We start from the raw sequence: 14914 nt of genomic DNA, 5'->3' as shown, positions 1-14914 counted from the left end.
CGACTGCCGCGTCGCCATCGACCCTACCCAGAGCTGCAATCTTCGCTTCCACTTCGCTAAGCGCTCAACAGGGAACCCGCGCAGCTTGCTCTGCTGGTCTCTGCGCTCAGGGCCTCCCATGGGCGGGGTCTTTTACCCCCGAAGTCGCCCGTGGGCGGGTTTGGTGGGGTGTGTCCTGGGGTTTTGTGTCAGGGAAGTCGCCCATGGGCGGGGTGTTGGTCGCGTAGGGCCGCCCGTGGGCGGGTTTGGTGGGGTGTGCAGTGGTGCGTGGTGAGGTGTGATGTGGCTCGCGGATGTGGGGGAGCGCGGGGATGGTAGTGATGAGGGGCAGGGGGTAGCAAAAGACCCCGTACGCGAAAGCCGCAGTACGAGGTCTCTTGTTCTGTCTCAACACAGAGCGCGCCCGGAGGGATTCGAACCCCCAACCTTCTGATCCGTAGTCAGATGCTCTATCCGTTGAGCTACGGGCGCATTTTTGATCTTTGCCAGGCCCTGCCTGACAGATAGACATGCTACCGGTTGGGTTGGCCCAGCAACGAATCGGCTGGTGAGAGGCGGTTTGTGACGTTTGTTGTGGGGTCTGGAACCATCAAACGAGCGGACCGAGGATACTGGAGTCCTCAGCTGACGATGCGGCAGACGCCGACATGTATGGGGAGATGTGGATGAGCAACATGCCTGGTGGCCCTGTCGAAGGTCACGGTGCTGGACCGCAAAGCGGTGAGGTGCCTCCGTATGGGATGCCGCCCCGGCCGACGTACGGTGCCCCGCAGGGGCAAGGACAACAGGAGTACTACGGGCAGGGTGGGAACCCTGCTGGTTCGTGGGGGCAGCAGCAGGGGCAGCCGCCACAGGCACCTTTCCAAGGGCAGTACGGCGCCGCGCCGCAGCAGCAGTACGGCAACCCGCCTCAGGGTGGGGCACCCGTTGGTGCGTTTGGGCAGCAGCCGGGTGCTTATGGCCAGCCGGTGGGCCCCTACGGGGCACCGCAAGATGGTGGATACGGCAGCGCTCCCGGGTACGGCGCTTCTGGGGCTGCAGCACCCTGGATGTCGAGTTACGGTCAGGCTGGAGGGTATGAGACGGCACCGCGAGGAATGCGCATCCTAGCGTCGATTGTCGACTCACTTGTGATGTTTATACCCATGCTGCTGTTGATGGTTGTGACGGTGATAATCCTCATCAGCGTTGACCCCAACCTCGCCGGCTTAGCGACGTTTTTAACCTATCCCCTGGCTTTTGTGATGAACTGTGGCTACTACGGTTATGGCAATGGGGTGAGGGGCCGCACCTGGGGTAAGCAGCTTTGCGGGCTTCGTGTGATCAGTGAGACAACTCAGCAGCCAATCGGTTTTTGGCCTGCGGTGCTGCGAGTTGTGGTGTGGCAGCTGTGCGGAACCATCATCGTCGGTATCTTCTCACCATTTTTTGATTCCGCAGGGCGGGATCGTGGCTGGCATGATTTGGCGGTGTCCTCCCGGGTGGTGAAGGACACAGGGATGTATCACCCCTACTGATCTGCTTGCTGGCGCAAGTGATGACATGAAGGCGGGGGATCGACGATCACGTCGATCCCCCGCCTTTTGTCGTGGTGATGCCGGTGCAGGGTGGGGTCAGGCGGAACGGGGTGTGCGGGTGGCACGCCCATTGGGCCGGCCCGTCGACAGAGGACGGAGCAGCTGCCCGCTGGTGATTCCCCACTGCACGGAGCCAGATAGCGCGAGTGCGTGGAGGAGTTCGTCGCGCGCACACGGCAGGTCTAGGTCGATCGACGTGCTGTCGGTGTGGCGGATGTCGTCCATGATTCCTCTCCGATGGGGTGGGGGCTGACTGTGGGGTGGCTGTCGTGATTGTTCGTTCAGCGCACTCATCGGCCGGATCGGAGCGGATATGAGTCGTCTGTCCGCGAAGAGCTCGTGACATGTGTGGCGATCGTCCGACACACGGTGCGTGAGTGCTGTCAGCGGCCTGTGGATGCTGCTGTGACGTCAATGTTCAGGGGCACCAAAAGGGAGAACGCGACGGCTCCTAAAACCACTGTGGTGGCTGTGAACTCACGATATAAATACGTTAATAAATACGGTCGACTGATCTGGACAAATGTCCGTATCACCATCTGAGAGAACAGGTCGAAACTAGCTCCAGGACTTCCAAATCTTGGCAAAGAACGGCATAGTCGTTGCCGTCATCCCTGGCCGTCCTGTGCAGTACGTCTGTCCAGGACATGTCTGAAAAGAGATCACCTTGTCTCCTATCTCTGGCAAGCGCGTCCTCACCGCTTCAACAACACTCGCCCTGGCCGCAGTCGGTTTGGCTGGGATACCAGCACACGCTGCTGCTGTTCTTACTCCGACGCTGGTTAATGGCTGTGGCACCGCGGATATTCTGAAACTTCCAGACAAGACTTACACACAGTATTCTCCTGATGGTGGCACGACGATGCGCCCCCTGACCTACGCGCCTGATGACGCGGACACAAGTGCGGTCATCGACCTGTCGACACTGCCTGATATTTATGCAACCACTACTGGAGGTGGTGAAACTGCTGGCTTGCTGAAATCGACGTTCCGGATTTACAAAGGAAATGTTGAGCAGGCGGCAATCACTGCAGGGGCAAGCACCCTCACCAATACAAAATGTTCAATCACGGCAGATTCAACCACTGCGGCAAACCCTGATCCATCGAACCCATCCCCGGTATTTACTGGAAAAGTTAAAGAGCCCACTATTACTAATGCGGCCCCGCCTGCTACGAGCGGTGGTACTCTACATCTCTTCTATACTGAGGGTGTGAATTGGGAAGTCACCGACGGGGGTGGGACACGTACTTTTACTAAATCAGCATTCAGTGCCACCACTGCCGGCACGCAACTGGATGTCACTACCACGGGGACCACGGTGACGGTTAAAGCAGTCCCAGTATCTGCTAACTTCATGCTCAGTCCATCTAACATGCTGTGGTCATTCGTGACAAATGGAACTACTCTTATTCCTGCACCAGTTTCTCCCGTGGTTGCAAGTGATATCTCGAAGATTGAATTCAATCAATCCGGCGTGGACTTCGCTTGGCATGTCACTGATGCCACTGTTACATCTGTTGATGTGGCAAAAGCTACAAATAATTTGGGTGACACAACGACTCAATATTCCCTCACCAGCTCTGATAGGGGGACAACCAAGAGGTTCTGGGCTATTGCGACAGCTGGGAAGTCATTCAGCCCGGATGGCGTGACTTATAAAATCTTTGATGTGGTGGTACCGCAACTCAACATGATCACCCTCGATCCGCTGAAGACAACGTGGGTGGATCAGACTGGAACGGCCAGCGACACCGTCACTGTTCCGGCGGTGCCTGGAGTCAATTACTTCTATACGTGGAAATCGCAGATCCCATCAGCTGGTGTGCAGCCCGATTCTACTCTTGGCGGATATAACGTAGGTCCAAACAGTGGACAATGGCATGTGCTCGGAGCTGGCTCTCCTGTTCAGGTGACCACCCCAGTCGCTGCAGGTGATCAACTGGTTATCGCTGTTGCGCTGGCTGACCCCAAGACGGGCAAGTTTGCCAAAGTGACGTCTCTCTATACTGATAAAGGAATCACTTCGGCCATGTCTGCAGATAGCATGGGGCCGGTTTACTTTGGATCCCCCAGTAATTACACGGCTTTGCAGATCGTCACACCAGCAATTCCTACCTACAATGATGGTAGCGGATTGGATGACAGTATCACTTTCCCCACAGCAACGCCTGGCGTCAGTTATGGGGTCAGCGGAGTGACTGCTTCAGTCAATGGAGCTGGCGCTGTCGATATCACCGCAAAAATCAATGATAATAACCTGTGGGGGCAAACGGTTAAGCGGACAGACTGGGTGTCGAAGCTGAATCTCCCCAGCAGTGATGGCGGCGATGTGAAGTTCGTTTTCACGCCGACCCCAGCAGCTGGTTGGGCGCTTCCTGCGTCGTACTCCAACCTGGTGGAACCCTGGACGAAGACAGTCACCGCGGGCACCCTGATCGCCGCCCCTGCTCCGGTCTTTACCGATAACAACGGCACCGGTGTCCAGGACGAAATCAAGGTGTCGCAGACTTTGGGAGTCGACTACAAGTACGACACCAGCACTGACGGTGGCAAGACGTACACAGGTTCCCCGATTGCCTTCACCTACACCAATGGTGTCTCCACGGTGAAAGTGGCCGCTGGCGTCACGGTGAAAGTGATTGCTACCGCCCAGGCAGGCTATGCCTTCAGCAACGCTGATGCGGATTCGGCCAACAAATCCACCGCGACGTTCATCAACGGGTTTACTGATGGCACTGTGGTGACCCCGGCAGCGCCAACCCAGGTCAACCTGCCCGGCACAGACAAAGACACCTACACGATCGTTGGTAGCTCAGGTGTCGACTATTACGTCGACGGGGTGAAGTTTGACCCGGCGAAGTTCAACCTGCCGCAGAGCACCGCGGGCAAGGCAACGTTGACGATCACCGCGAAAGCGATGTCTGGCTACACGATCGCTGCTGGTGCGAAGACCGAGTGGAAACTTGATTACGCATCAGCAGTCATCGACAAGCCAGTGATCTCCACCGCGTGGGTCGACAACGCGACTCGTCCCACTGCTGTGGTGTCGTGGACAGCGAAAGACGCCAAGGCCTACACGGTGACCTTCCAGAAGATCAACGAAGATGGCACCCTCGGCCCGGTCGTCAACTGGATGACCAACACCACTGACACCACCGCGAAGTTCTTCGCCGGTCTGGGCAGCAAGTGGCGGATCAGTGCTGTGGCGATCGACGACAAGGGTGGCATGTCTGACGCCGCGACATACGACCTGACCTTCCCGAACCAGTGGTCCAAGATGACCGACCTGACTAGCCAGGGCGTCACTTTCACTGGATCGTGGAAGGACCTGCGCAACCTCAACCTGCCGTACTTCGGCAAGTCCGCGCTGATCGGGTTCAGTGGCACCGCCACGATGACGGTCCCCGCCAACACGAAGACCTTCGACCTGTATGCGGCGGTCTTCGCCAAGGGTGGCTCTGGCACTATCCAGGTCAACGGCCGGAACTGGGCTGACTTCACCACCAAGGGTGCCGACCCCACGAAGTTCCAGCAGATGGTGCGGCACCTGAACCTCCCAGCCACCGGTGCACCCGTCACCATCAAGATCATCACCCGCAACGCGCCCGGTCAGTACCTGGCGCTCGACAGTTACATCCTGGGCTGACCGTCCTGCCGTGACCCCCGGTCACCGGACATGACCAGCACGGCCCGCCGCAAGCCGGCAACAGCGACTTGCGGCGGGCCGTCGTCATGAAGACCTGCACCCGGACGAGGACGGTGCCGTCGCTCCTCGGACGCCAGGACACCGGACACCACCTGGTCCGCAGAGGTCCCAGGGAGCCTCAGGTGCGGCAGATCCCCCATCCGCAATGCCGGGTGGGGGATCTGCCGTGCCGCCACCGCCGGGCCGTTCACGCCCCAGCGAAATCCACCCGGATCACCTGCGCTAAGTCGCCCCCGCATCGTCTGCTCATCACGTGGCTGCGCTGAAAACGCGCCACAACATCGAGACCCCCACCCGAAAACGGATGGGGGTCTCGACGGTCATCCCTGGCGCGTCACCGCCAGATGCCGCCCCTGGCGAAGGCGGCGCCGCCAGCTTACAGGACGATCGACCAATTTGGGCAGCAATCATCGTCAGTTGATGTGATCTTTCATCGTTCATCAATACGACGCAGGTCACCGTGTCGACAATGTTGCGGCTCCCTTTGACCAGGTCACCACAAGGCCTCTGACATCTCGACGTCACCTCCTCGGTGCCTCCACCATCCCTGGCCCGCGCTGGCTGCCCCCACCATCAGCGTCTCGACACGACGACGGGCCCCTGCCTAGGTGAACTCTTAAGGCAGGGACCCGAACTCACCGATGAGGGGTGGCCGTTAGGTCACGAGCAGGGTCGTCCCGCACGGTTGTCGACGGGTCAGAAGTCACCACCCACAGCGGGGTTACCACCGTGGTGTTCATGCGCGCTGGCATCGTCATATTCTGCGGAGTGGGCGTGTTTTGCCAGGCGAGAGTTATGGCGGCTATACGTGAAGTAGATGACAAAACCAATCGCCATCCAGATCATGAAGCGCAGCCATGTCTCCAATGACAGGTTCAACATCAAGTAAATCGACGCCAACCCCGCCAGCCATGGCAACACCGGGTTACCGGGCACCTTGAATGATCGCTTCAGGTCGGGGCGACGCTTTCGCAGCACCGGCACTGCGAAAGACACCAGAGTGAACGCCGCCAACGTGCCGATATTGACCATCTGCTCCAGATCCCACGGCGACAGCGCCGCCATGAACGCACACAGCACGCCCACCGCGAGGGTGATCTTCACCGGCGTACCGGTCTGTGGGTTGGTGGTGCCCCACGACTTGGGCAGCAGCCAGTCCCGGCACATCGCAAAGAGCACGCGGGTCGCGCCGATCATCAACGTCATCACGACGGTGCACAGACCCGCGACTGCTCCGGCCGCGATCAACGTCGCATACCCGGGTTTGCCGACCGATTCGAACGCGGTGGCCAACGCAGCCTTGGGGGAGATGTGGTCGTACTGCACCATGCCGGTGATGACCAGCGCGACTGCGATGTAGAGCACCGTGCAGATCACCAGGGACGCGATGATGCCGATCGGCAGGTCACGTTGCGGGTTTTTTGCTTCTTCCGCGGTGGTGGCCACCACGTCAAAGCCGATGTACGCGAAGAACACCAGCGACGCGCCAGCGACGATCCCGCCCCAGCCGTACGTCGTCGGGTTGAAACCAAAAACGCCCTGCACGATCGGCGCAGTCCAGATGCTGCCGCCGACGTTCCCGGCGGGTTGCGGGTCAGGGATGAACGGCGAGTAGTTCGCAGTGTTGATGAAACCGATCCCCGCGATGATCACGAAAAACACGATGAACAGTTTGATGGCGACCAACACCAGGTTGACCCGCATGGATTCTTTGATGCCGTAGGCGATCAACGCCGTCAACACACCCACCAAGATGAACGCCGGCAGGTCAAACATCCCGCCATGCCCAGTGGGAGGACCAGCGAGCGCTTCGGGCAAGGTGATCCCGAAACGGGCGAGGAAGACTTGGAAGTACGCCGACCAGCCCTGGGCGACGACGCTGGAGCCGAGCATCATTTCCAGCAGCAGGTCCCAGCCGATGATCCAGGCGACGATTTCGCCGAGGGTGGCATAGGAGAAGGTGTACGCCGACCCGGACACGGGGACGGTGGAGGCGAATTCGGCGTAACAGAGAGCTGCGAGGCCGCAAGCGATCGCAGCGAGGGTGAAGCTGATGACGATGGCTGGTCCGGCGTAGGCGTGGGCGGCTTTGCCGGTGAGGGTGAAGATACCGGCGCCGATGATGACGCCGATGCCGAAGATGGTCAGGTCGACGGCGGTGAGGCGTTTTTTGAGTTGATATTCGGACTCGTCGGTTTCGGCGATCGATTGCTCGATCGTTTTGGTTCGCAGGACACTCATGCTCACAACTCCCTCGGAAAGGTCGGTAAAGGCCTATGTCGCAGTGGGCGGTGACGCCGCTGTTCCGATGGCGCCACCTGTGATGTGGCGGTTGGATGTGCTGCGAACGTGATCCGAACGGCGGTCCGGTCCGAACGGCAGCTCGTCTCTGGCTCTCGGGGGGACGTGCGGGGGTGGTGCCGTCCGATGAGAGGGGTGTGAGTGAACGTAATCGAGCTCACATGGGGTGAATGGCAGGCTACTAGGTTTGATGCGGTATGGCTGCGCTAAATGGCGGATACTGGGCGCCGAGTGGAAGGCTTGGGTGAGCTTTCGGTCTACTGAAAACGCAATGACCTGCCATCCGTCCACCGTGATGGTGCTCTCCCAGGACAATCGTCCACCTTCCTTAGGAACTGGCGACGTACGACCGATCCGCAGTGCGCAATACCTCGCTGACCAAACGCATCTGCGCGCACGCCACCGACGCATGACGCACCACCCCGGCCCGCACCGTCCAGCCCGACAGCCAGATGTGCACTTCGCTGCCCCCTGAGAGACAGCCGTCGCCACCCGCCCAGATCGTCCCGTCCGCGGCGGCCCCGCCGGGCACCGCTTCCACCGACACCGCAGGGTACGACGCCGACACGTGTTGACGGTTCACTGACCCGTCCCCTTCGATCGGGTGCCACCGGGCCACCTCGAACTGGGCTTCAGCCACGTCCAACGCCCATGCCGGTGGCATCGCCAAATCCAGCCGAATGCCGTTGACCACAGACCGGGTCGCCACCACTGCGGCGGCGTACCGACCCACCCCCCAACACACGGCGAGCACACCCACCGTGATCACCACGATGTGCGTGACCTCACCCACCGACATCGACAACGATCCTCCTCGGGCGACATGACGCGTACCCCCTCCAGTCGTCACCGCACCCAGGGCACCTGAGCCCCTCCCACCAACAGATCCATCCCACCGCCACCACCAGCAACACCCTTGCGGCATGGGCAAACCCATCTAACGCATCTGCCGGGTCAGCGCCCTCCAGTGACCTAGGCTGTCGACCATGGCGGACGTGCGCGGCATGACCATCGCCCTGAACGCCGGGGACTTCACCGAGGTGCTGGACTTCTACACCTTGGTCTTTGGGCACGGACCGGACACGGCACCCCTCGACGACTTCCTCGAATGGCAGATCTCACCCGGAGCGTGGCTGCAACTGTCCACCGGTCACGACCGGCCCGGAGCTAACAACGCCCGAGTCCGGTTGGAAGTCGGCGACATTGACACAGCTGTCGGGCGACTCGCTGGCGGATCCGTCCCAGTCGGAGAAGTCGTGGTCGTCCCAGACGTCGTCAGTTTTGTGAATTTCTCCGACAACTGGGGCAACGCCCTGGGGTTCTACCAGTTGCTCTCACCACGCGATGTTTACACCCCGGAGGAACGGCGTCGCCACGACACCGAACGTGCCGAAGAGATCGCCCGCGCCGCCGCGGAAGCCGACGCTGCGCAGGCACCCCACAGTGACCATCCGGATCTGCCACCTCCTGGCGCAGGCGTCCCCGGCGCACACCCCTGATCTGACACACCACAGCCCAAATCAGCGACCTTCGCTGCGATACAACGACTCTCCGTCACGTTCCGGCGGATTCGCCCGACCCTGCGCTCGCCGACCAAACCAACTAAACCGGCGCTGCTCAGGCCACTCCTGCACCCCGGGTTGGTGCGTCCGTGCTGATGGCGACCGGCCAGGTGAGGTGCGTGTCCTGGCAAGCCGGTCTCGCCACTGGTCGGACTCTTCCTCGCTCATCGCTAAAGACGATGTCGGATCTCCTCGACCCCGCGACGGGCGATCCTCGATCACATCGAATTCGTCGTACATCTCGTCGAATTCGTCGTCGAACTCCTCGGCCGACTCTTCCTCGTCATCGCCGTCACGGTGGAAGATCTGCGCCACGATCCGCCGGTAAGACACGTCTGGGTGTGGCACAAACGTGATGTCCCGCAACGCTTGCTGTTGGCCCGCGCTTTCCAGGACGAATGTGCCGTAGCCCAACAGCCACCCCAAGGTGCTCCGCCGATAACTCATGTCAGTGACCCGCATCAACGGCATCATCGCGACGCGGCGCACCAGGATGCCGTAAATGAGCAGCAAGCGGCGGTCGGTGGCGATGAACCAGGTCCGTGAGCGATCCCAACTGCGGTACGCCGCTCGACCCACCACGGCAAACCACAACCACCACAGGAAATCCACTGGCCGAGCGATCCGCGGGTCGACGTTCATGGTGATCCAGGAGACCACCATGAATGCTGCCGCGACGGACGCCCACGGCTCCACCAAGGTCACCCAATGCCGTCTGGTCGCGACCACGCAATGCTCGCCGTTCACCAGATAACGCTCGGCGAAGCGTGGCGGCTCCACCCAGTCGTCGTGGGCCATCTCAGCGACCCAGCAGCCGATCGAAGAAGACCCCCAGGTTTTGGAAGCCGTTGATGATGATCTCCCAGGCAGTGCGCAGGATGTTGGCCGCCCGATCAGGTGAGGTGAACACCGCGTAGACGACGAAGATCCAGAAAACCCAGATCAGCACCTTTTTGATCTGCGGCGGCATGGTCAAGCTCCGTAGGGGTCGAGGACAGGGTCAGCCGGTGAAAGCCTAGGACCGCTGTCGAGGAAGTTTGGTATCCCACACCGGGAGTCGACGGTGGCCGGGCCGCCCGGGGTGAGGCTCAGGGGACATCAGGGGTGTTTCAGGGGGGCTTCCTGATCGAGTCAAGGACCACCGCGGGAACATCATGACTTCATGGAAAAAGACTCTGGAACAGCGGAATCCAGCCACATAGTCGGGGTCACCTCTGGCCGGTCGACCCTTGACGCCACACCACGTGTCCCACCCTGGGCGCGAGTGCTGCTCACGGTGGCTGGCATGTTCCTGGCAGTGACCTTACCTGTCCCACTGGCCTTGATCCACCCCGTCAGCACCTGGTTGCACAGCGATCACCTCTTCACCTATCTCGCCGCCAAAACGCTGTTCTGCGTCCTTACCCTCCTCAGCTACCTCCTCATCGCACACCTGCTCACCCGTTACGTCGACCGCCGCCCCAGCCTGGGCGCCATCGGCTGGCGTGCCCGCCCCCTCGACCTCGCACACCTCACTCTCGCCATGCTGCTCACTATCGCGCCGATGGGTGCCGCCCTGGCTTGGGGTCACCGGATGGGGTGGATTCCCCTCAACGCAGTCACCGACGAGGGGGCACCCCTAGGGGCCCTGCTCGTCCTGGCCTTCCTGCACGCCTTCGTCCTTCAAGGCATCGGTGAAGAACTCCTTTGGCGCGGCTACCTCCTCACCAGCATCCAGATGGCGGTGGTCCCCGCCGTCCTCCTCAACGCGTTCTGCTTCGCGCTGCCTCACCTCACCTCCCAAGGGGGACAAAACTCCCTCACCGAACGGTTCATCTATCTCCTGCCGCCATTCGGATTCGCGATTCTCGCTGGTGCTCTCGTGATCCGCACCCGCAGTCTCTGGTCAGCCGTCGGTGTCCACGGCGGCTACCACATCGGGTACGCCCTGCTCGCCGGGATCGGCTTGCAGCATTCACCTGCCTTCTGGGTGTTGTCCGGCTTGACTATCGGTGCAGTGGGCTTGGTGATCCTCCTCACCCTCCCCGCTGCGGTCCGTCACCGTCCGCTCCGCGACCTGTACGTCGACCACTCCTGAAACACCCTGCGCCGTATCTAGATACAAGTCATACTTAGTGCATGACGGGACAGCACCCACCCGACGAATCACCCCAGCCCTACCCACTGCCCTGGGTGCGTGCTGTCCTGGACCTCGCGATCCTCGGACTCGTCCACGCTCAGCCGCAACACGGCTATGCCCTTGCCCGCCACCTCAAAGAAGCCGGATTCGGTGACCTCCGCGGTGGATCGATCTACCCCGTCCTCACCCGGCTCGAAAACCACGGGCACATCACCTTCACCTGGGAAGAACCCCGCAGCGGTCCGGGCCGGAAGCGATACGCCATCACCCCGCACGGCCAGGCCCGCCTCCGCGGAGAACTCGCCCTGTGGAACGACTTCATCTCCACGCTGCACCAGGTCACCGACGATTCCACAGGACACCAACCATGAGCGCTTCCTCCGAGATCCTGGACCGATTCGACCCCACCGACCGGCCTTGGGCGCACGCAGCGCTGCTCGCTTTCGTGCTCGCCGACATTGATGACATCCACCGGAATGCCGCATTGGCCGATGCCGCCACGGAACTCCAGACGGCCGGTCAACCCGCTGACATCCATTTCGGTCCGGCCCGTGACTGGGCCACCCGACAGGTCGCCGACTGGACTGAGGATGGCGCTGACGTCTGGAAGCCCGAGGACGACATCGTTGTCCTCGGCAATCTCCCGCTCGTCCTGGGATGGGCAGCGGCGCTGTCTTTTCTTTTCACCGTGGCCCAGCTGTTGCACCTGTGGCCAGCCCCACCTCAGGCAGCACTCACCCCCGGGGTGATCCTGCTGCCCCTGGTGTTGTCGATGGTGATCTTCTCGGTCATCGCCATCCACCGGGCAGCGTTACGACGATGGCGTCGTAGCGTCGCCGCGGCCCTGGCCAGCCTCGTCGGCCTGACCGGAAGCATCGCTACCGCAGTGCTGATCGTCGGCACCGAAACAGTGCGCCTGGGCACTGTGGAAACCCAGAGCTTACTGACCATGACGCTGGGATACGCCCTGGTCAGCTATCTTGCAGCTCGCATCATCGCCATCTACCGACCCTCGCAAGCCGCCACCTCACCGGCCGCTGTCACTGCCGCCACGGACCAAGCCTGGCGGCAGGAGACCACCGTGCTGCTCCGGCAAGCCGGACACTCCGAGCGCGACATCCGGCGGCACCTCCACGAGATCACCGGGTATGCCCAGACCAGCGGACGTCCTCTCCGCGAAGAATTCGGCAGCCCCCGCGTCCACGTCGCTACGGTCCCGATCGACGCGACCGGCGCAACCCGCAGACAGCTGATGAAACACCTCATCATCCTCGGTGGGGCAGTGCTCGCACAGACCGTGTCCTACCTGGACGGCGGCACCATCCCCATGTCTCTCGCGGTGCTCACCGGCGCCGTCGTGATCCTTGTCCTCACTGACATCTACGCCTACTACCGGGTCGTCGCCGCGACCCGCCGAGGCGACGGCAACACACCCCGCACCTCGGCCTGATCGCGGCGACAACTCACCTCGATCAGCGACTTACGCTGCCAACTGGGCCTCGTCCAACATCTCCGCGAGCGCGTCGACAATCACCTGGACCTCGTCCGCAGTGACGATCAGCGGCGGCGCGATCCGGATGGTTGACCCATGCGTCTCCTTGACCAGCACACCCCGCTCCGCCAATCGCAGGCACGCCTGCTTGCCGGTCATCAACCCCGGATCGATGTCGACGCCAGCCCACAAACCGCGCACTCGCACCCCGGTCACTCCGTGACCGATCAGTGCCTCCAAGCCGTCACGCAGCACCGGTTCCACCGCCTGCACATGCTCCTGGATGTCGCCGGGAGCGAGCAGGTCCACGACAGCCTGCCCCACCGCAGCCGCCAACGGGTTGCCGCCGAACGTCGAACCATGCGTACCTGGGGTGAGCACCCCCAACACGTCACGGTCAGCGACCACCGCCGACACTGGCAGCACACCACCGCCCAGCGCCTTCCCCAACAGATACACGTCCGGCACCACATCGGCGTGGTCACAGGCGAAAGTCCGGCCGGTTCGGCCCAAACCGGACTGAATCTCATCAGCGATCATCAACACCTGACGGTCCGTGCACAGACGGCGCAGGCCTGGCAAGAACTCCGCTGGCGGGATCACCACACCGCCCTCACCCTGGATGGGCTCGACCAGCACCGCCACGGTGGTGTCGTCGATGGCTGCCTCCACCGCCGCGACGTCGCCGTACGGGACCACCGTGAACCCAGGGGTGAACGGACCGAACCCGTCCCGAGCGACCGGGTCAGTGGAGAAGCTCACGATCGTCGTGGTCCGGCCGTGGAAGTTGCCGTCCATCACGATGATCGTCGCCTGATCCTGGGGGACGCCGCGACGCTCCACCCCCCACTTCCGGGCCACCTTGATCGCGCTCTCCACGGCCTCCGCGCCCGTGTTCATCGGAAGCACCATGTCTTTGCCACACAATGCGGCCAGGTCACGGCAGAACCCACCTAGCCGGTCGGAATGGAACGCCCGGCTCGTCAACGTCAACGTGGCGAGCTGCTGCTGCGCTGCCCCGATGATCCCCGGATGGCCATGCCCAAAGTTCAACGCCGAATATCCGGCGAGGGCATCCAGGTAGCGCCGTCCCTCCACATCGGTGACCCACACCCCGGAGCCGTGTTGCAGGACCACAGGAAGCGGGGCGTAATTGTGAGCGACTGAACGCTCAGCGTCGTCGAGGTGGGACTGGGTGGGCGACTGGTCAGCCATGGCTGCTCCTCGTGGGTGGGGACAGGAGGCATGGCGTACCTGAGCGGCCCGGTGGAAGCCGGACCAGACCCGGTCGTCCTTGCCTCGAGGACTGGGGAAAGCCACACCGTCAGGCGACCGGACTGAGCCGACCCGGGCAGGGACGGACATCACCGTTGCGGGACAGCGCCGGATTCACACCGGCTTCGCTGCACGGTCGGCAGACTGCCAAGGGCAGTCCGCCGTCACGGTAACACCTGACATCAGGGGGCCAGCCACCACCGGCACCTGAGAAACTCCAGATGCCAAGTCTGACGTCATGGACCCAAAACCGTCCCGGAATGAGCATGTGAAACCGCACCTCCGGACTGGTCATTAATGACGGGGAGGTCAGCAAGAGTGGTGTCCGGTTAAGGTCACAGGCTTGTTTTTACATATCAGTCGGTACTGCATTGATGCCAGAATCCGACTGATCTTGGACAGAAGTGGTGTCCTCATCGGGCTGGCGGCATAAAGTCAGACGTATGACTTGATGATCTTGGGGTTGATTAGATAGTACCTATGATAGATGGAACGAGGTTTTTGATATGCCAAGGTAAGCCTTAACTTGGTGAAATGGTGAGCAGACTGGATCGCGCTATGCGGTCAACCAAACTGATAGGCCTATCAGTGGCCTGCCTTGCAGCTGCGTCATTCTCGGGGGTGCCCCTGGCGCAGGCCGGCGGGGCGCCAGCGTGCACTCCAGATGCAGGCTATAGCCATTGCCAAGTGTTCTCTTACCTCGATCCTGGATCACCTGAGCAATTTACGGTTCCGACAGGTGTGGACAAACTAAAAATCAAAGCATGGGGCGGCGGAGGGGGTGGCAGGCTTAATTCTGCCAAGAATGCTGACACTGGCCATGGGGGAGGCTCGGGGGGATTTTCAGAAGGGGCTATACGGATAGACGGTTCCAGTGCC

Annotated in this window: 13 protein-coding genes, 1 tRNA gene and 1 riboswitch; of the genes, 6 read left to right on the top strand and 8 right to left on the bottom strand. The window is 61.6% G+C overall.

Annotated features, from left to right (window positions below; translation table 11 throughout):
* Nucleotides 1–398: 398 nt before the first annotated feature.
* Nucleotides 399–471, bottom strand: a tRNA-Arg gene (locus KEM60_RS06230).
* Between the two features lie 194 nt (nucleotides 472–665).
* On the opposite strand from KEM60_RS06230, the gene KEM60_RS06225 reads away from it, so the two are divergent.
* A complete protein-coding gene (locus KEM60_RS06225) occupies nucleotides 666–1517 on the top strand; it encodes an RDD family protein (protein WP_219106669.1) in 852 nt (283 codons plus the stop codon).
* 96 nt (nucleotides 1518–1613) lie between these two features.
* On the opposite strand, the gene KEM60_RS06220 is transcribed toward KEM60_RS06225, so the two are convergent.
* The gene (locus KEM60_RS06220; RefSeq protein WP_219106668.1) at nucleotides 1614–1802 is read right to left on the bottom strand and encodes a hypothetical protein; all 189 of its coding nucleotides are present in this window, start codon (nucleotides 1800–1802) and stop codon (nucleotides 1614–1616) included.
* Between the two features lie 442 nt (nucleotides 1803–2244).
* Here KEM60_RS06220 and KEM60_RS06215 point away from each other — a divergent pair, with 442 nt between their 5' ends.
* Nucleotides 2245–5226 carry a hypothetical protein gene (locus KEM60_RS06215; protein WP_219106667.1) on the top strand — a complete coding sequence of 994 codons (2982 nt, stop codon included), beginning with the start codon at nucleotides 2245–2247 and terminating at the stop codon, nucleotides 5224–5226.
* On the opposite strand, the gene KEM60_RS06210 is transcribed toward KEM60_RS06215, so the two are convergent.
* From KEM60_RS06210 to KEM60_RS06200, 3 genes are all read right to left on the bottom strand, one after another.
* Complete coding sequence (locus KEM60_RS06210; protein ID WP_219106666.1) at nucleotides 5211–5525, bottom strand: hypothetical protein; 315 nt, start codon at nucleotides 5523–5525, stop codon at nucleotides 5211–5213. The genes KEM60_RS06215 and KEM60_RS06210 overlap by 16 nt on opposite strands.
* A gap of 457 nt (nucleotides 5526–5982) precedes the next feature.
* The gene (locus tag KEM60_RS06205) at nucleotides 5983–7527 is read right to left on the bottom strand and encodes an amino acid permease (protein WP_304502090.1); all 1545 of its coding nucleotides are present in this window, start codon (nucleotides 7525–7527) and stop codon (nucleotides 5983–5985) included.
* A gap of 388 nt (nucleotides 7528–7915) precedes the next feature.
* The gene (locus tag KEM60_RS06200) at nucleotides 7916–8437 is read right to left on the bottom strand and encodes a hypothetical protein (RefSeq protein WP_219106664.1); all 522 of its coding nucleotides are present in this window, start codon (nucleotides 8435–8437) and stop codon (nucleotides 7916–7918) included.
* Between the two features lie 136 nt (nucleotides 8438–8573).
* On the opposite strand from KEM60_RS06200, the gene KEM60_RS06195 reads away from it, so the two are divergent.
* Complete coding sequence (locus KEM60_RS06195; RefSeq protein WP_219106663.1) at nucleotides 8574–9086, top strand: VOC family protein; 513 nt, start codon at nucleotides 8574–8576, stop codon at nucleotides 9084–9086.
* Nucleotides 9087–9107: 21 nt separating this feature from the next.
* Here the strand turns inward: KEM60_RS06195 and KEM60_RS06190 are convergent, their stop codons facing one another.
* Both KEM60_RS06190 and KEM60_RS06185 read right to left on the bottom strand, forming a co-directional pair.
* Nucleotides 9108–9947 carry a PH domain-containing protein gene (locus KEM60_RS06190; protein WP_219106662.1) on the bottom strand — a complete coding sequence of 280 codons (840 nt, stop codon included), beginning with the start codon at nucleotides 9945–9947 and terminating at the stop codon, nucleotides 9108–9110.
* Nucleotide 9948: 1 nt separating this feature from the next.
* A complete protein-coding gene (locus tag KEM60_RS06185) occupies nucleotides 9949–10119 on the bottom strand; it encodes a hypothetical protein (protein ID WP_219106661.1) in 171 nt (56 codons plus the stop codon).
* A gap of 192 nt (nucleotides 10120–10311) precedes the next feature.
* Between KEM60_RS06185 and KEM60_RS06180 the strand changes: the two genes are divergently transcribed.
* Genes KEM60_RS06180 through KEM60_RS06170 form a run of 3 tightly spaced genes read left to right on the top strand, consistent with a single transcriptional unit; the run spans nucleotide 10312 to nucleotide 12718 of the window.
* The gene (locus tag KEM60_RS06180) at nucleotides 10312–11226 is read left to right on the top strand and encodes a CPBP family intramembrane glutamic endopeptidase (RefSeq protein WP_219106660.1); all 915 of its coding nucleotides are present in this window, start codon (nucleotides 10312–10314) and stop codon (nucleotides 11224–11226) included.
* Between the two features lie 41 nt (nucleotides 11227–11267).
* The gene (locus KEM60_RS06175; RefSeq protein WP_219106659.1) at nucleotides 11268–11639 is read left to right on the top strand and encodes a PadR family transcriptional regulator; all 372 of its coding nucleotides are present in this window, start codon (nucleotides 11268–11270) and stop codon (nucleotides 11637–11639) included.
* Nucleotides 11636–12718: a hypothetical protein gene (locus KEM60_RS06170; RefSeq protein WP_219106658.1), complete on the top strand. Its 1083-nt coding sequence runs from the start codon at nucleotides 11636–11638 to the stop codon at nucleotides 12716–12718. The genes KEM60_RS06175 and KEM60_RS06170 overlap by 4 nt, the downstream gene beginning before the upstream one ends.
* Before the next feature lie 30 nt (nucleotides 12719–12748).
* On the opposite strand, the gene rocD is transcribed toward KEM60_RS06170, so the two are convergent.
* Entirely contained in the window at nucleotides 12749–13975 is a 1227-nt protein-coding gene (rocD, locus tag KEM60_RS06165) for an ornithine--oxo-acid transaminase (protein WP_219106657.1), read from the bottom strand.
* A 90-nt stretch (nucleotides 13976–14065) separates the two neighbouring features.
* Nucleotides 14066–14205: riboswitch (cobalamin riboswitch) on the bottom strand.
* Between the last annotated feature and the right edge of the window lie 709 nt (nucleotides 14206–14914).

The organism is Austwickia sp. TVS 96-490-7B, from assembly GCF_019331795.1.
In the GTDB taxonomy this organism is placed as follows: domain Bacteria; phylum Actinomycetota; class Actinomycetes; order Actinomycetales; family Dermatophilaceae; genus Austwickia.
The sequence above is the reverse complement of the archived record's forward strand: the minus strand, read 5'-3'. Positions and strand labels throughout refer to the sequence as shown.

Bases quoted from the DNA above. Each gene is read 5' to 3' on its own strand.
- KEM60_RS06220 (WP_219106668.1), bottom strand. From the start codon at position 1,802: ATGGACGACATCCGCCACACCGACAGCACGTCGATCGACCTAGACCTG.
- KEM60_RS06195 (WP_219106663.1), top strand. From the start codon at position 8,574: ATGGCGGACGTGCGCGGCATGACCATCGCCCTGAACGCCGGGGACTTC.
- KEM60_RS06225 (WP_219106669.1), top strand. From the start codon at position 666: ATGAGCAACATGCCTGGTGGCCCTGTCGAAGGTCACGGTGCTGGACCG.
- KEM60_RS06205 (WP_304502090.1), bottom strand. From the start codon at position 7,527: ATGAGTGTCCTGCGAACCAAAACGATCGAGCAATCGATCGCCGAAACC.
- KEM60_RS06185 (WP_219106661.1), bottom strand. From the start codon at position 10,119: ATGCCGCCGCAGATCAAAAAGGTGCTGATCTGGGTTTTCTGGATCTTC.
- rocD (WP_219106657.1), bottom strand. From the start codon at position 13,975: ATGGCTGACCAGTCGCCCACCCAGTCCCACCTCGACGACGCTGAGCGT.
- KEM60_RS06180 (WP_219106660.1), top strand. From the start codon at position 10,312: ATGGAAAAAGACTCTGGAACAGCGGAATCCAGCCACATAGTCGGGGTC.
- KEM60_RS06170 (WP_219106658.1), top strand. From the start codon at position 11,636: ATGAGCGCTTCCTCCGAGATCCTGGACCGATTCGACCCCACCGACCGG.
- KEM60_RS06190 (WP_219106662.1), bottom strand. From the start codon at position 9,947: ATGGCCCACGACGACTGGGTGGAGCCGCCACGCTTCGCCGAGCGTTAT.
- KEM60_RS06175 (WP_219106659.1), top strand. From the start codon at position 11,268: ATGACGGGACAGCACCCACCCGACGAATCACCCCAGCCCTACCCACTG.
- KEM60_RS06210 (WP_219106666.1), bottom strand. From the start codon at position 5,525: ATGCGGGGGCGACTTAGCGCAGGTGATCCGGGTGGATTTCGCTGGGGC.